The organism is Trueperaceae bacterium (assembly GCA_023954415.1).
Classification (GTDB): Bacteria; Deinococcota; Deinococci; order Deinococcales; family Trueperaceae; genus JAAYYF01.
Genome location: JAMLIB010000001.1, coordinates 18,692 through 32,496, shown reverse-complemented (window position 1 = coordinate 32,496; position 13,805 = coordinate 18,692). Strand labels below are relative to the sequence as shown.

General features: G+C 67.6%; 14 protein-coding genes. 6 read left to right on the top strand and 8 right to left on the bottom strand.

Annotated elements, in window-relative coordinates:
* Window positions 1-46 precede the first annotated feature (46 nt).
* Entirely contained in the window at window positions 47-286 is a 240-nt protein-coding gene (locus M9914_00175; GenBank protein ID MCO5172586.1) for a helix-turn-helix domain-containing protein, read from the top strand.
* Between the two features lie 155 nt (window positions 287-441).
* Here M9914_00175 and M9914_00170 read toward each other — a convergent pair whose 3' ends face one another.
* Entirely contained in the window at window positions 442-1,071 is a 630-nt protein-coding gene (locus M9914_00170) for a dihydrofolate reductase family protein (GenBank protein ID MCO5172585.1), read from the bottom strand.
* Between the two features lie 143 nt (window positions 1,072-1,214).
* Between M9914_00170 and M9914_00165 the strand changes: the two genes are divergently transcribed.
* Entirely contained in the window at window positions 1,215-1,892 is a 678-nt protein-coding gene (locus tag M9914_00165) for a Type 1 glutamine amidotransferase-like domain-containing protein (GenBank protein ID MCO5172584.1), read from the top strand.
* 109 nt (window positions 1,893-2,001) lie between these two features.
* Here M9914_00165 and M9914_00160 read toward each other — a convergent pair whose 3' ends face one another.
* The 3 genes from M9914_00160 to M9914_00150 all read right to left on the bottom strand — a co-directional run bounded on the left by M9914_00160 (window position 2,002) and on the right by M9914_00150 (window position 4,823).
* Window positions 2,002-2,679: a S41 family peptidase gene (locus M9914_00160; GenBank protein ID MCO5172583.1), complete on the bottom strand. Its 678-nt coding sequence runs from the start codon at window positions 2,677-2,679 to the stop codon at window positions 2,002-2,004.
* Window positions 2,646-3,167 (bottom strand): hypothetical protein, encoded by a 522-nt coding sequence (locus M9914_00155; GenBank protein MCO5172582.1) that lies wholly within the window; start codon window positions 3,165-3,167, stop codon window positions 2,646-2,648. The genes M9914_00160 and M9914_00155 overlap by 34 nt, the downstream gene beginning before the upstream one ends.
* Before the next feature lie 1,392 nt (window positions 3,168-4,559).
* Window positions 4,560-4,823 (bottom strand): hypothetical protein, encoded by a 264-nt coding sequence (locus M9914_00150; GenBank protein MCO5172581.1) that lies wholly within the window; start codon window positions 4,821-4,823, stop codon window positions 4,560-4,562.
* A gap of 74 nt (window positions 4,824-4,897) precedes the next feature.
* On the opposite strand from M9914_00150, the gene M9914_00145 reads away from it, so the two are divergent.
* The 3 genes from M9914_00145 to M9914_00135 all read left to right on the top strand — a co-directional run bounded on the left by M9914_00145 (window position 4,898) and on the right by M9914_00135 (window position 5,746).
* Window positions 4,898-5,095 (top strand): hypothetical protein, encoded by a 198-nt coding sequence (locus tag M9914_00145; GenBank protein ID MCO5172580.1) that lies wholly within the window; start codon window positions 4,898-4,900, stop codon window positions 5,093-5,095.
* 107 nt (window positions 5,096-5,202) lie between these two features.
* Complete coding sequence (locus M9914_00140) at window positions 5,203-5,418, top strand: AbrB/MazE/SpoVT family DNA-binding domain-containing protein (protein MCO5172579.1); 216 nt, start codon at window positions 5,203-5,205, stop codon at window positions 5,416-5,418.
* The gene (locus M9914_00135) at window positions 5,405-5,746 is read left to right on the top strand and encodes a type II toxin-antitoxin system PemK/MazF family toxin (protein ID MCO5172578.1); all 342 of its coding nucleotides are present in this window, start codon (window positions 5,405-5,407) and stop codon (window positions 5,744-5,746) included. The genes M9914_00140 and M9914_00135 overlap by 14 nt, the downstream gene beginning before the upstream one ends.
* Window positions 5,747-5,890: 144 nt before the next feature.
* Here the strand turns inward: M9914_00135 and M9914_00130 are convergent, their stop codons facing one another.
* Window positions 5,891-6,175, bottom strand: coding sequence for a hypothetical protein (locus M9914_00130; protein ID MCO5172577.1), 285 nt, complete (start codon window positions 6,173-6,175; stop codon window positions 5,891-5,893).
* A gap of 499 nt (window positions 6,176-6,674) precedes the next feature.
* The gene (locus M9914_00125) at window positions 6,675-7,535 is read right to left on the bottom strand and encodes an AMP nucleosidase (protein MCO5172576.1); all 861 of its coding nucleotides are present in this window, start codon (window positions 7,533-7,535) and stop codon (window positions 6,675-6,677) included.
* A 243-nt stretch (window positions 7,536-7,778) separates the two neighbouring features.
* Between M9914_00125 and metH the strand changes: the two genes are divergently transcribed.
* On the top strand, window positions 7,779-11,459 hold the full coding sequence (metH, locus tag M9914_00120) for a methionine synthase (GenBank protein MCO5172575.1): 3,681 nt from the start codon (window positions 7,779-7,781) through the stop codon (window positions 11,457-11,459).
* Between the two features lie 8 nt (window positions 11,460-11,467).
* Here the strand turns inward: metH and M9914_00115 are convergent, their stop codons facing one another.
* Both M9914_00115 and M9914_00110 read right to left on the bottom strand, forming a co-directional pair.
* Window positions 11,468-12,211: a methylenetetrahydrofolate reductase gene (locus M9914_00115; protein MCO5172574.1), complete on the bottom strand. Its 744-nt coding sequence runs from the start codon at window positions 12,209-12,211 to the stop codon at window positions 11,468-11,470.
* A gap of 122 nt (window positions 12,212-12,333) precedes the next feature.
* Window positions 12,334-13,743: a tryptophanase gene (locus tag M9914_00110; GenBank protein ID MCO5172573.1), complete on the bottom strand. Its 1,410-nt coding sequence runs from the start codon at window positions 13,741-13,743 to the stop codon at window positions 12,334-12,336.
* Window positions 13,744-13,805 lie beyond the last annotated feature (62 nt).

The following is a 13,805-nucleotide window of genomic DNA, read 5'->3' as shown; positions in this document are numbered from 1 at the left end:
TTAGTAGTCGACTACTCTGACTACGATGTAGTAGTCAGGAGGCGGCGTGAAGTACAGCGGGAAGGTCACCGGTCCAGAATCGCTGGGAAGGATCCTGCAGCAGGCCAGGTTGCTCGGAGGGCTTAGCCAGCGCGAGCTGGCCAAGCGCCTCGGGACGACCCAGCGCTACGTTTGGGAGATGGAGGCCGGCAAGCCCTCCATATTCGTCGAGCGCCTCTTCGCGATGATGAAGGAGACCGGGGTCGAGCTGACCGCCACGATAACGACGGGCGATCACGATGCCTGAGTTGGTGGTGGAGCTGTACGGAGTGCAGGTTGGCGTGCTCCGTGAAGAACGAAGCGCGTTCGACTTCATCGCCACTTCCGACGCTCTCAGAACCTTCGGCATCGATAGCTTGATTCTTTCCGTAGCCGCCCCGCTCACGCAGCCTCGCCCGAAGCTCACTCGCCGTCATGCGGAGGATCGCCCTGGACTTCCGGCCGCGTGAATCCAACCGACTCGACCGCAGCGCCGGACGCCAACCTGTAGGTATGCACAACGACGCCGTTCCTCCAGCGCTCGGATTCGACCAGGTCCAGGTCGACCCGCTCGGTGAACAGCGGTCGACCACGCCCTAGCGCGACCGGATGGACCATGAGCCGGTACTCGTCTATCAAGCCCAGCTTAGTTAGCTGCTGCACGACACTTATGCTGCCGTCGACGCGGACACCCTTCTTCGACTCCGCCTTGAGTTCGCGGACGCGGTCGGGCTCGATGCTGTGCATGACGGTCGTCTCGAGCCAGTCGGCTCTCGTCAGAGTCGTGGAGAACAAGACCTTCCGCATGGCGTTGTAGTGCTGCCCGATGGTCTTCTCCGCCGGCGTTGCATTAGGGTTATTCGGAGCGCCCGGCCAGAACGTGATGAAGCCTTGGTAGCTCCGACGCCCCAAGAGGAGCGTGTCGGCACGCTTGCTCCACTCGGCCATGTAGTCCGCGCGCTCGTCACCCATGATGAGCCAGTCCAGGCTGCCGTCCTCACCGGCGATGAAACCGTCAAGCGTTGTCGCCAGTATCACGTTCAGTTCGGCCATAGCGTCGGCACCTCCCGTCCCTTGGTCGAGAGACAAGGTAGCACCGCCGGGGGATCTTTCAGAGGGCCGCTTCGTCCGCGCCTCGGCACCGGCTGGATCGGCGCTATAGTCGGCGAACCGCATCACGGCCAGGAAAGGACCTCATGCGACTCCTTCTCACCTCCGGCGGGGTCAAGAACAAGAGCATCAACGACGCGCTCGTCGACCTGCTTGGCAAACCGATCGCCGAGTCGAACGCGCTATGCATACCCACAGCCTCCTATGGGCATCCGTGGGTCAAGCCGCAAGGGACATGGCGCTTCATCAGCGGGAACTCCCCCGCGCCGATGTGCGACCTAGGGTGGAACTCCGTGGGGATGCTGGAGCTCACGGCGCTGCCCAGCATCGGGGCCGAGCGCTGGGTTCCCTGGGTCAAGGAGACCGACGCGCTGCTGGTGGACAGCGGCGATGCGCTCTACCTATGCCACTGGCTGCGCGAGTCCGGCCTGGCCGACCTCATGCCGTCGCTCGACAACCTCGTCTGGGTCGGACTCAGCGCCGGCAGCATGGTGATGACGCCCCGCATAGGCGAGGAGTTCATCGCGATGAAACCGCCCCTCACCGGCGACGACCGGGCGCTTGGGATGGTCGACTTCTCGATCTTCCCGCACCTTGACCATCCGATGCTGCCGTCCAACACGATGGCCGCCGCCGAAGCTTGGGCCTCGTGGCTGGGAGTGCCGGCCTACGTGATGGACGACGACACCGCCATCAAGGTGGTCGACGGCGCCGTCGAAGTCGTGTCAGAGGGGAAGTGGCGGTTCTTGGGCCTCGCGGGGTGACCGTGAGCCCGGCCGGCTGCGGAGGGACTCTAGGCCAGGGCGTCTTGCCTGTCGGGGCCAACCCTCTTCACAAGGCAGGTCGAGCGGAGACCGGCGCGGGGTAAGGCTCTCATGCCGCTCCGGCGACGACTTCCAACCCCTTCTCGAGGACCGCGTCCGCGCCTCCGACGAGGAAGAACTCGTAGGCCGGCGTCGCGACCACGTCCGGCAGGACGCCCCGTCCGTCGAACAGCTCGCCCGATGCCTGGAACGACGCCATGGACGCGAAACGGACCTTGAGGCCCGAGGTTGGCAACTCGACCACCTGCGCCCTAGCGCTGCCGCCTCCGCTCGCCTCTCCCATCAGCGTCACGTTCGGCAAACCCTTGAGAGTCGACAGGAACACGTCCGTGGCGCTGAAGCAGGCCGCGTCCATCAGTACGACCACGGGTCGACCAAGGTAACGCGACCTCTCGTCCGCCTGACCGGGCGACACCACCATCGCATGCCATGGACTGAACCGTTCAGCAGGCGGCGACCACTCCGGCATGAAACCGACCAAGAACAGCTCCAGCGCCTCCCTCTCAGGCGCTGACCAGTGGTCCGAAGCTACCGGGAACAGATACCGGTTGGCCAGATGGTCCGCCGGGAACCCTTCCCAAGCGCGGTAAGCAGCCACGTTCGCCACGCGCGGCTCCGCCTGCGGCCGCATGAGCAGCGGCACGAGCGCCCGCAGCGCCTCGCGGCTGCCACCGCCGTTGCCGCGCACGTCGATCACGAGCCCGTCGGTCCGGGCGAACCGCGCCATCGAACCCGGGAGTCTTCCGCCGCCTCGCTCGTCATGGTCTCCAGACGCAGATAGCCCACGTTGCCATCGAGCGTTCGCGACTCGCCACGTGGCCATGTGCCGAACTGAGGCGCCCTATCCGCAACGGCTAGTCGCAACGTTCGCTTGGACGCGCCGCCCGCCCCCGCCACGGTCACCGCCACGTCCTCGACTTGCGGCAGCCCGAGATCGGCCCGCAACATCTGCACGGCTCGCAACCACCGCAGCGAGCCGCGTTTCACGAACTGCGGCGAACCCGCCGGCACGTAAGCCGCGGCCGCGGTGAGCCAACTCGCGACGTCCACGCCGTCGATGGCGACGAGATACGGCCGCTCGGGGTCCAGCAAGGCGGAGCGGTCGGCCTCGAACGCTACGAGGGTGTCGCCCGTCCAGCCGGTCAGGAACGGCAGAAAGCCGCGCGGGTGGGGCGGGGCGTTGACCGCCGCGTGACCGTCGATGAACCTGGCCATCAGCTTCTGCAGCCTAAGGCCTAGCCACGACGTTTCCAACTCGGCCGGTAGCGCAAGGCGCAGGTCCTCGAAGAGGACACGGTGATCAGTGGAACCAACATCCAAGTATGCGAAGCGGTCCTCCAAGACATGCTCCAGGAAGCTGATATCAGCAAGCGCATCGTCCCTAGTCAAGTCGTACCTCCGAGCTGGGGTTTCTTGGAGGTTAGCACGGTCGGTGATGTCGTCTAGGGACTTAGGTGGTGCTGCCCGGCGCACGTTGGAGGACGTGTCAGCGGCTAGCTGGTGCGCAGCGCCAACCGTAGGTCTTCGTGCTCGAACGCGGTGCTCATGCGTTCAATCTCGTAGCCCGGCGCCCCAAGGCCCGCAGCCACGTCGCGCCAAGTCCGAGTCGCGCGCCCGACTTCCTTAACGATCTCGCTCGCAGCCTGAGGACTCAACCCGAAGTATCGAGCCGATCCGAGCGCGAGTTCCAGATCGCAAACGCGCTCCTCACCGTCGATGGCCGTCGTCAGAACCCTAGGCCGGACATCGGCTGGCGTGGGGTTCAAGTCGTAGGCCGGCGAGAGCGTCCATCCTCGCCTGGTCCGACACACCAAGGAGGACGTCGAGTTCTTGCAGGGCGCGGACGGGACGGTTCTCGCGTCTCGCGTTTCTGCGCTCGGCTCGCCGCAGCAGGCTGCGCCCCCAGGTATCTGGCGCTGAATCGCCGAACGCCCCTAACACCACCTGTCCCCGGTTTGGCACGAACGGGGGCAGGATCTAGCCGAAGTGTCGGTCGGGGGGAAAACGCATTCGGGTTCGCAAGCCAAGACGACGCGTACCTGAAGCCGCTAGCTTCGAATCCTTTATGCGGTCGTCGATACAGTGAGCCTACGAGATAGTCCTCGCCAGCTTGTTGGATGAAGACCTCGATCTCATCCTTCATCGCTAGCACCCTTCGACGTGTTCCGCTTCGACCTGGCTCGCCGAGGAAGCGCCTGCTCGGCATGGGCCAGCCCGATCTCGTCGACTCCTGGACCAGCAAGCTTGCCGAGGTTCTCGAGGAGGCCCAGCGCTTGAAGGACACTCGCGTAGATCCCCATGCCGACTCCGGGGTCGCCAGCCTCTAAACGCTGGAGCGTTGGGCGGCTGGTGAACGCGCGCTCGGCAACGGTATCCATCGTGAGGTTCCGCCGCAGGCGGGCCACCTTAACGTCGTGCCCAAGCTCTCGCAAGGCGCGGCGCACCGCTAAGGACGGACGATGAGGGGTGGCCATATGTAAACATCCTATGTCATTAACTAGACTTAGCGCAATGCCAAGCTTACGTTACTGGAGCTGCGTCGAGGGTGCGCCGGGTAATCGACTTCTCGGCGCCACAAGGCAGCAGCGCCGACGCGCCGATCCGACCCTAGCCCCGCCCCGGCCCACCCTCGTCCAGCCTGCGCTGGATGACCACGACCGCACCGAGTAGTAGGGCCGGAAGGACGTACTGCAGAGCGTCGGAGAGCCCGTACCAGAAGCCGGCTTGAAGCGGAGCCGGCTCCCCAGGTCGACCGAGCAGATCCCGGGTGAGCGAGAGCGCCGCGACCGCCAGGTAACCGGCACCCAGCTGCCAGGCCACCATCCCAACCAACGCCAGCGCCGACCAGAGCGAAGAGCCGATAGCGCTCACGTCTCGGTGCCGATCTGGGCGCCGAGGCCCGGAGCAGCGTTCGCAACCAACCCCTCGAGTACTACCTGGGGCGCATGGCGGTAGTTCGCTCGAGGACCCTGGGGGAGTTCGCGAAGCGCGACGATGCATGGCTCTTGGAAGCCACTCCCTTCCGCGATGGGGCTTTGGCGAACAACTACTGGAAGTGGTTCCACGTCATGGAGGACGAACTCTCGCATCGAGGGCAGATCCGGCTGATCCGCAAGCGCCTCCCGAAACTTCCGAGAGCCTAGGTTCGCCGGACGACGCTATATAAACCGGATCGAGCCACAGAGCCCTGCTAGGCAACCGACCCTGGCGCCAAGTAAGGAAGCTCCTTACAATGTCCTAGGAGGTCTTCATGGTCACTAGCCGCCTTACCAGCAAAGGTCAGACGACCATCCCGAGAAGCGTGCGCCAAGGGCTGCAGCTCCGCGAAGGTGACGCACTCGAGTTCGAGTTGATGGACGGTTACGTCATCCTTCGCAAGGCACAGCCCTCCCACAGCGAAGACCCGTTCGTCACGTTCGAGGAGTGGGCCAGTGAGGCAGACCAGCGCGCCTATGCCGACCTTTGAGCAAGGCGCCGTCATCCGCGTTCCGTTCCCCTACACCGATAGACCCGTACGCCAGTACCGTCCCACTCTCGTGGTCTCCAGTACAGGCGTGGGTGAGAACCAGAGTCTCTTGTGGGTGTTGATGATCACAAGTGCAGAGAACCGTCGCTGGCCAGGAGATGTGGATGTGGGTGAGCGGCATAGGGAGATGGGCCTGCCCGCGCCGTCACTGGTCAGGACGGCGAAGATCGCCACGATCAAGGGCACGCAAGCGGATCAGATCGGTCGTCTGCGCGGCGACATCCTCGACGAGGTGCTCGACAACGTGGGCGCGACGCTACGACGGTAGCTTGGCTGCACCAGAGGAGCCGGCCACTTCACCTCAGGCCCTCCAACCCCCAGCCTGAGGAACCGCCGTAGGATCCATACCAGGAACGCCGGCCTGCCCGCTGAGGGCTCGGCGGGGTACTCCCGCAAGAACGTCCCCAGGTGTCTACGGAAGTAACGTTTGAAACGCGATACCCGTTCCAAGCTTGAACGGCTCGATACGCTCGGCCAGGTCCTTCCCATACACGCAGCCGGACTCGACCTTTAGGACGAACGCGTCTGGCCCGGCGCCGTCGGCTACCGCTTCGAACGACACCGTGCCGACTTCCACACCGGTCACGGCAGCGTCCCAAGGCACCTGGACGGGCCGGTCCTTCGCGACACATTGCAGGTAGCCGTCTGCGTCCGCCTCCAGGTGAACGCCGATGCGCCTTGGGCTACGGTCCGTCACTCCGACACGATAGCGGCATGAGCAACGCTCGTACGGTTTCGTGTCATCGCGCCGTGAGATCGCGCCGTGAGATCGCGTCGTTAGCGGACTCTAGCTCGATACTCGCCGCGCGTCTCCGCCAGTTCCTTGGTTCGGCGAGGCCCCCACCGGATCTTGCGCATGACTCTTGCCCGACCAACTAGCTTCACATCCAGTCCGTACCCGCCCTACCCCGCGGGCCGATACGGCAGGGCTCGCTAGAGCCCGACTCCAAGCGGCTCACCGCGTACCTTAACTTCGTTCCCCACGCATACGTTGCGGGATGCGCTTAATAGGACCGAACGCCAACCTCGACGGTGGCAACCCTGTGCACTCGGACCCACGTATGGTCGGCGACCAGGGCCCACCGCGCATGACACCGCGCGCCTAGCCTGCTTCCGTAGCGGCGGGCCAGCCAAAACCCCGAATGAACTGGGACGTAGCAACCTCGCTTCACGACCCTTGCATACAGGGTTGCCGCTCACCACCGATAATGCCGAATATGCTCCCCACGCTCCGCGATCTCGCTCATGGACTGGATGCCGATCTCGATGTGCCTGTCCGTGAACTCGCGGAAGACGGCCCGGGCGGAGTCCTTCGTCTTGATGCCGTCCTTCCGCAGGGGTAGGTCGGAGACGAGGAGGAGCGCCCCAATGGGCACCTTGCTCGCGAAGCCCACGGAGAAGAGCGTGGCCGTCTCCATGTCTATCCCGAGCGCCCGCTCGTCGTAGAGCTGCTGCTTGAACCCCTCGTCGAACTCCCAGAAGCGGTAGTCGGTCGTGTGGACCACGCCCGTGCGGTAGTCGAAGCCGCGCTCGACGATGATCTGCGAGACGAACTTCTGCACCTTGAACGTCGGCAGGGCCGGCACCTGCGGCGGCATGAAGTGCGTGGAGGCGCCCTCGTCGCGGATGGCGGCCGTGGGCAGCACGAAGTCGCCGATCTGCAGCGACCGGTGCAGGCCGCCGCACATGCCGAGGAACAGGACCGCCTTCGGGTCGGCGGTGGCGAGCACCTCGATGATGAGCGCCGCCACCGGTGAGCCGACGGAGAAGTTGATGATCGACACGCCCAGCTTGGCGCTGTGGCGCGCCATCATGGCGGAGCCGCGCGTCGTGACGACGTCGTCGGCCATGCCCTCGAAGCGGTCGAGGTAGTACTGGAAGTTCGTGAGCAGGATCTGCTTCTGCAACGCCTCGGGGGCCGCGCCCGTGTAGCGCTCCAGGATCTCGCGACCGATGCGCCACTTCTCCGGGTTGTTGTAGATGAGGTTCGGGTTCAGTACCGGGCTATCGCCGTAGGCGTCCGCGTGCCCGTGCTCCGCCGGCTGCCTCGGCTCCACTGCGTGCCGGGCCTCCGCGGCGGTCTGACCGGGCCCGACGGCAGCGGCCCGACCCGTCCCGGCCGCCCCGGATCCACCGGACCCGCCGTCCGCAAGACCCCTTGAAGGAACGACCTGCCCAGTGGGAGGCGACTGCTCACCGTCGTGCGACATGCGCCATCATAGCGCCGCGCAACACTACGCCGCAGCCCCGCGCAGCGCCGCCACCGGCCCGAACGGCGAACGGGGTTACTATTGCCCCTCATGAGCACCCCAGCCGACGCCGCGGCCGCCCTGAGGCAGCAACTGCAAGAACGAGTCCTGATCCTGGACGGCGCCATGGGTACCATGATCCAGGCAGCGCGCCCCACCGAGGCGGACTTCCGAGGCGACCGGTTCACCGCGCACCCCAAGGACCTGAAGGGCGCGAACGACGTCCTGGTGCTCACCCGACCGGAACTCATACGCTCCATCCACGAGGCGTACCTGCGCGCCGGCGCGGACATCATCGAGACGAACACGTTCAACGCCACGCGCCTGGGCCTCGCCGAGTACGCCTTGGGCGACGTCGTGGCGGAGATCAACGAGGTCGGCGCCCGCCTGGCGCGCCAGGCGGCGGATGCGTTCTCGACCGCGGAGCGCCCCCGTTGGGTGGCCGGCTCCATCGGTCCGACGAACAAGACGTTGAGCTTGAGCCCCCGCGTCGAGGACCCGAGTTACCGCGAGGTGACGTTCGAGCAGGTCTACGAGGGTTACCTCGAGCAGACGCGCGCGTTGATAAGAGGCGGCGTCGACCTCCTCATCGTCGAGACGGTGTTCGACACCCTCATGGCCAAGGCCGCCATCCTGGCATGCGAGGATGCCGCCGCCGAGGCGCCGCGCCGCGTGCCGCTCATCGTCTCCGGGACCATCACGGACGCGTCCGGTCGCACCCTCTCAGGCCAGACCCTCGAGGCGTTCTGGACGTCGGTAAGCCACGCCGACCTGCTCGCCGTCGGCCTCAACTGCGCGCTCGGGCCGAAGGAGCTCCGGCCGCACGTCGAGGAGCTCGCCGGGCTGGCCGACGTGTTCACGATCGCGTACCCCAACGCCGGCCTCCCCAACGCGTTCGGCGGTTACGACGAGACGCCCGAGAGCATGACGTCCGTGCTGCGCGAGTTCGTCGAGCGCGGCTGGGTCAACATCCTGGGCGGCTGCTGCGGCACCACGCCCGATCACATCAGCGCGTTCGCCCGTGCCGCGGAGGGTGTGGCGCCGCGCAGACCCACCGCGCAGGACCCGCGCCCGCGCTTCGCCGGGCTCGAGCCGCTCGTCATACGGCCGGACACGAACCTCGTGAACGTCGGCGAGCGCACCAACCTCACCGGATCGAAGCGCTTCAAGCGCCTCATCGCGAGCGGCGACTTCAACGCGGCGCTCGAGGTCGCCCGCGACCAGGTCACGGGCGGCGCGCAGCTCATCGACCTGAACTTCGACGAGGGCCTCATCGACGGGCCCGCCACCATGGCGCGCTTCCTCGACCTCCTCGCGGCGGAGCCCGACATCGCCAAGGTGCCCGTCATGCTCGACTCCTCGAACTGGGCGGTACTGGAGACGGGTCTCAGGCACCTGCAGGGCAAGGGCGTCGTCAACTCCATCTCCCTCAAGGAGGGCGAAGCCCAGTTCCTGGCCCAAGCGCGCGTCGCCAAGCGTTACGGCGCGGCGGTCGTCGTCATGGCCTTCGACGAGCAGGGTCAGGCGGACACGTTCGAGCGGCGCTGCACCGTCTGCGCGCGGGCGTACCGGCTCCTCGTCGAGGAGGCCGGCTTCGCGCCGCACGACATCATCTTCGACCCGAACATCCTCACGGTCGGCACCGGCATGCGCGAGCACGCGCGCTACGCCATCGACTTCATCGAGGCCGTGCGCTGGATCAAGGCGAACCTGCCCGGCGCCCTCACGTCGGGCGGCGTGTCGAACGTGTCGTTCTCCTTCCGCTCGAGCCCCCAGGTGCGCGAGGCCATACACGCGAGCTTCCTCTACCACGCCGTGGCGGCGGGCCTGGACATGGCCATCGTCAACCCCGAGACCCTCGGCGTCTACGAGAACGTTGAGAAGGGCTTGCTGGAGCTCGTCGAGGACGTGCTCTTCGACCGTAGGCCGGACGCCACGGAGCGCCTGGTCGCGTTCGCCGAGACCCTCGCCCCGGGCGCCGAGAACGCCAAGGCGAAGGACGTGGAGTGGCGCGCGTGGCCCGTGCAGCGGCGCCTCAGGCACGCCCTGGTGCTGGGCCTCGACGAGCACGTGGAGGCGGACGCCATCGAGGCCATGCACGAGCTCGGCCGGCCGCTCCCGGTCATCGAGGGGCCGCTCATGGACGGCATGAACGAGGTGGGCGACCTCTTCGGCTCCGGCAAGATGTTCCTGCCGCAGGTCGTTAAGAGCGCGCGCGTCATGAAGAAGGCCGTCGCCGTCCTGACGCCCTACCTGGAGGCCGAGAAGGACGCCGGCGCGCCGACGAGCGCCGGGAAGATCGTCATGGCGACGGTGAAGGGCGACGTCCACGACATCGGCAAGAACATCGTCGGCGTGGTCCTCGGCTGCAACGGCTACGAGGTCGTCGACCTGGGCGTCATGGTCCCGGCCGAGAAGATCCTCGACACCGCCATCGCGGAAAGGGCGGACGCCGTCGGCGTGTCGGGCCTCATCACCCCTTCGCTGGAGGAGATGGTGCACGTCGCGAGCGAGATGGAGCGGCGGGGCTTCACGCTCCCGCTGCTCGTCGGCGGCGCCACGACCTCCCGCGCGCACACGGCGGTCAAGATCGCGCCCGCCTACTCCGGCCTGACCATCCACGTGGCGGACGCCTCGCGCGCCGTCGGCGTGATGAGCAGGGCGACGTCGCCGGAACAGGCGCCCGTGCTCAAGGCCGAGACGGCCGAGCAGTACGAGGAGATCCGTCGGCTGCACGCCGGGCGCAAGGCGCCCGACATCGTGCCGCTCGCTGCGGCCCGCGCCAACGCTCCGCAGGTGGGGGGCTGGGAGGCGGTCGCGCGCCCCGCCAACCCAGGCGTGCGGCGCATCGTGCCCGTTCCCCTCGCCGAGCTCCGCGAGGTCATGGACTGGGGCCCCTTCTTCCACGCCTGGGAGCTCCCAGGCAAGTACCCGCAGGTCCTGGACGACCCACGCGTGGGCGAGACGGCGCGCGAGCTCTTCGAGGACGCCAACGCCCTCCTCGACCGGGTGGTCGCCGAGGAGTGGCTGGAGGCGCGCGCCGTGTTCGGGCTCTTCCCCGCCAACCGCGACGGCGACGACCTGGTGATCTTCACGGACGAGGAACGCGGTGAGGAGCGCACCCGGGTGCCGACGCTACGCCAGCAGCTGGCGAAGCGCGACGGCCTGCCGAACCTGGCCCTGGCGGACTTCGTTGCGCCACGCGGCGCGGCGGCGGACTGGCTCGGCGCCTTCGTCGTGTGCGTCCACGGCGCCGAGGAGCGGGCCGTAGCCTTCAAGCGCGCCAACGACGACTACTCCGCCATCCTCGTCCAGGCCCTCTCCGACCGCCTCGTTGAGGCGACCGCCGAGTACCTCCACCGCGCCGTCCGCACGGAGCACTGGGGCTACGTGCCCGGCGAGAGCCTGACGCGCGAGGAGCTGATCGCGGAGAGCTACCGCGGCATCCGCCCCGCGCCCGGCTACCCCGCCAGCCCGGACCACCGCGTGAAGCGCGCCATCTTCGACCTGCTGGACGCCACCGCCGCCGTGGGCGCCGAGCTCACCGACTCCATGTCCATGCGGCCCGGCTCGTCCGTCTCGGGGCTCTACTTCGCCCATCCTCAGGCCCAGTACTTCGACGTCGGCAGGATCGGGCGCGACCAGGTCGAGGACCTGGCGGCGCGTACGGGCGAGAGCGTCGCCGAGACGGAGCGGTGGCTGGCCCGTTCGCTCGCCTACCAGACCGGCTGAGGCCGACCTCAGGCGAGCAGCTCGCCCAGCCACGCCCCGATGTCAACGTTGATGGGCATGAAGTAGAGGTTGGCGTCGTACCGGGCGGCGAACTCGATGGCCTCGGCCGCGAAGCGCGTATGCCACGCCATCGTCGTCTCGAAGCCGGCCGGGAAGACGGCACGGTTGCGCGTCAGCCAGTAGTTCATGGCGCGCTTGCTCGTCACGCTCGTCAGACCCCAGAACACGGGCACGCCGGGCAGCAGCTCACGCCACACGCCCATGAGCCTGGTGTCGAAGAACGGCTGGGTGAAGAAGCCGTCGGCGCCGGCCTCGAGCTTGCGCACGGCGTACTCGAGCTCCTGGCTGAAGCCGGACCGGTACGGATCGAGCGCGGCGTACACGCGCCAGCCAGGGTGCGCGGCCTTGAAGGCGCGGATGACGTCGGTCGGGTGGGCCCCCGTTATGGGCCTGGCCATCGTGGCCGGCGGGTCGCCCGCCACGACGAGGACCTCGTTCACGCCGGCCGCCTCGAGCTTCGCGCCGGGCGTCCAAGGCCTATGCAGCTCGACCTCCATGGCGCGCACGTGCGGCACGGCCGCGAGACGCGGGTGGCTGGCCCGCAGCCTGAGCGCCGCCTCCCAGCCCTTGAGCTCGAACTGGGTGAGGTCGGGCACGTTCACGGCGTCCACGCGACGCAGGCGCCCGACGTCCGCCAGCTGTGCGGCCAGGCTCTCCTCGCTGCGCGGTACCACCTCTACTGCGATGCGCATCCGAGGAGCATACACGCTCGCCCCGGCGGTAGCGGAAGGGGCGCGGCGCGGCTGCCAGGGTCCACCCTAGCGGGCCCGGCCGGCAGCCGCACGAGCCCGGCGAACACTGGGCGGCCGGCCGCCTAGCCGATGAGCGCGCCTTCCACCGGCTCGAAGCGCGCGCTGAAGTGCCTGAGCACCGGCGGCGCCTCGACGATGCGCACGCCGCGCACGCGGTCACGCAGCGAGCCGACGTGGAGGAGGACCTCGGCCAGGTAGTCGACGTGGCTCTGGGTGTAGGTGCGGCGGGGGAACGCGAGCCTGACTAGCTCGAGGGGTGCCGGCTTCTCGCTGCCGTCAGGCTGCAGCCCGAACATCACGGAGCCGATCTCTACGGAGCGCACGCCGCCTACGAGGTAGAGAACGCACGAGAGCGCCCAGGCCGGGTACTGCGAGGCCGGAACGTGGCTCAGGAGCTTGCCGGCATCGATGTAGACGGCGTGACCGCCCGTCGGTTGGATGATGGGGATGTCGGCCGCCAGCAACCGCTCGCCCAGGTACTCGATGGAGCGCAGGCGGTAACGCAGGTACGACTCCTCGAGAGCCTCACCGAAGCCGACGGCGAGCGCGTCGAGGTCGTAACCGGCCAGCCCGCCGTAGGTGGGGAACCCCTCTCCGAGGATCAGGAGGTTGCGGGCGCGCTGCGCGAGCTCGGCGTCGTTGAGGGCGAGGAAGCCGCCGATGTTCGCCATGCCGTCCTTCTTGGCGCTCATGGTGGCGCCGTCGACGTAGCCGAACATCTCCTGGGCTATCTCGCGCGGGCTCTTGTCCTGGTAACCCGGCTCACGCAGCTTGATGAAGTAGGCGTTCTCGGCGTAGCGGCAGCAGTCGAGCATGAGCGGCACGCCGAACCGGCGGCAGAGGGCGCTCACGGCGCGGACGTTCTCCATGGAGACGGGTTGGCCGCCGCCGGAGTTGTTCGTGACGGTGAGCATGACGAACGGCACCCGGTCGCGGTCCTCTTCGAGGAGCAGGCGTAGCGCGTCGACGTCCATGTTCCCCTTGAAGGGGTGCAGCACCTCGGGGTGGCGGGCCTCGGGCAGCGGCAGGTCGACGGCCACCGCTCCGACGGCCTCGATGTTGGCGCGCGTCGTGTCGAAGTGCGTGTTGCTCGGCACGATGTCCTTGGGCTCGAGCGCGGCGCCGCAGAGGATGCGCTCGGCCGCCCTGCCCTGGTGGGTCGGGAAGATGTGCTTGAGGCCCGTGATGCCCTTGACGGCCGCCTCGAACCGGTCGAAGGAGCGGCTGCCGGCGTAGCTCTCGTCGCCGCGCATCATGGCGGCCCACTGCTCGCTCGACATGGCTCCCGTGCCCGAGTCGGTCAGCAGGTCGATGAGGACGTCGTCGGCGTGGAGGTTGAACGGGTTGTAGCCCGCCGCCTCCAGCGCCCGTTCCCGCTCCGCGGCGGTGGTGAAGCGGATCGGCTCGACGGACTTGATGCGAAACGGCTCGATGATGGTGTGGAACTGCGGGTCGACGCTGCTGCGGGCCATAGGTACTCCCCCTCCAAGTCGCTCGGCCGAGCGGGTTCGGGGCCGAGCGCAACGTCAGCCAC

Excerpts from the sequence above, each read along its gene's own strand:
- M9914_00110 (MCO5172573.1), bottom strand. The coding sequence starts at position 13,743 with ATGGCCCGCAGCAGCGTCGACCCGCAGTTCCACACCATCATCGAGCCG.
- M9914_00165 (MCO5172584.1), top strand. The coding sequence starts at position 1,215 with ATGCGACTCCTTCTCACCTCCGGCGGGGTCAAGAACAAGAGCATCAAC.
- metH (MCO5172575.1), top strand. The coding sequence starts at position 7,779 with ATGAGCACCCCAGCCGACGCCGCGGCCGCCCTGAGGCAGCAACTGCAA.
- M9914_00140 (MCO5172579.1), top strand. The coding sequence starts at position 5,203 with ATGGTCACTAGCCGCCTTACCAGCAAAGGTCAGACGACCATCCCGAGA.
- M9914_00135 (MCO5172578.1), top strand. The coding sequence starts at position 5,405 with ATGCCGACCTTTGAGCAAGGCGCCGTCATCCGCGTTCCGTTCCCCTAC.
- M9914_00155 (MCO5172582.1), bottom strand. The coding sequence starts at position 3,167 with ATGGCCAGGTTCATCGACGGTCACGCGGCGGTCAACGCCCCGCCCCAC.
- M9914_00145 (MCO5172580.1), top strand. The coding sequence starts at position 4,898 with ATGGCGGTAGTTCGCTCGAGGACCCTGGGGGAGTTCGCGAAGCGCGAC.
- M9914_00170 (MCO5172585.1), bottom strand. The coding sequence starts at position 1,071 with ATGGCCGAACTGAACGTGATACTGGCGACAACGCTTGACGGTTTCATC.
- M9914_00115 (MCO5172574.1), bottom strand. The coding sequence starts at position 12,211 with ATGCGCATCGCAGTAGAGGTGGTACCGCGCAGCGAGGAGAGCCTGGCC.
- M9914_00160 (MCO5172583.1), bottom strand. The coding sequence starts at position 2,679 with ATGGCGCGGTTCGCCCGGACCGACGGGCTCGTGATCGACGTGCGCGGC.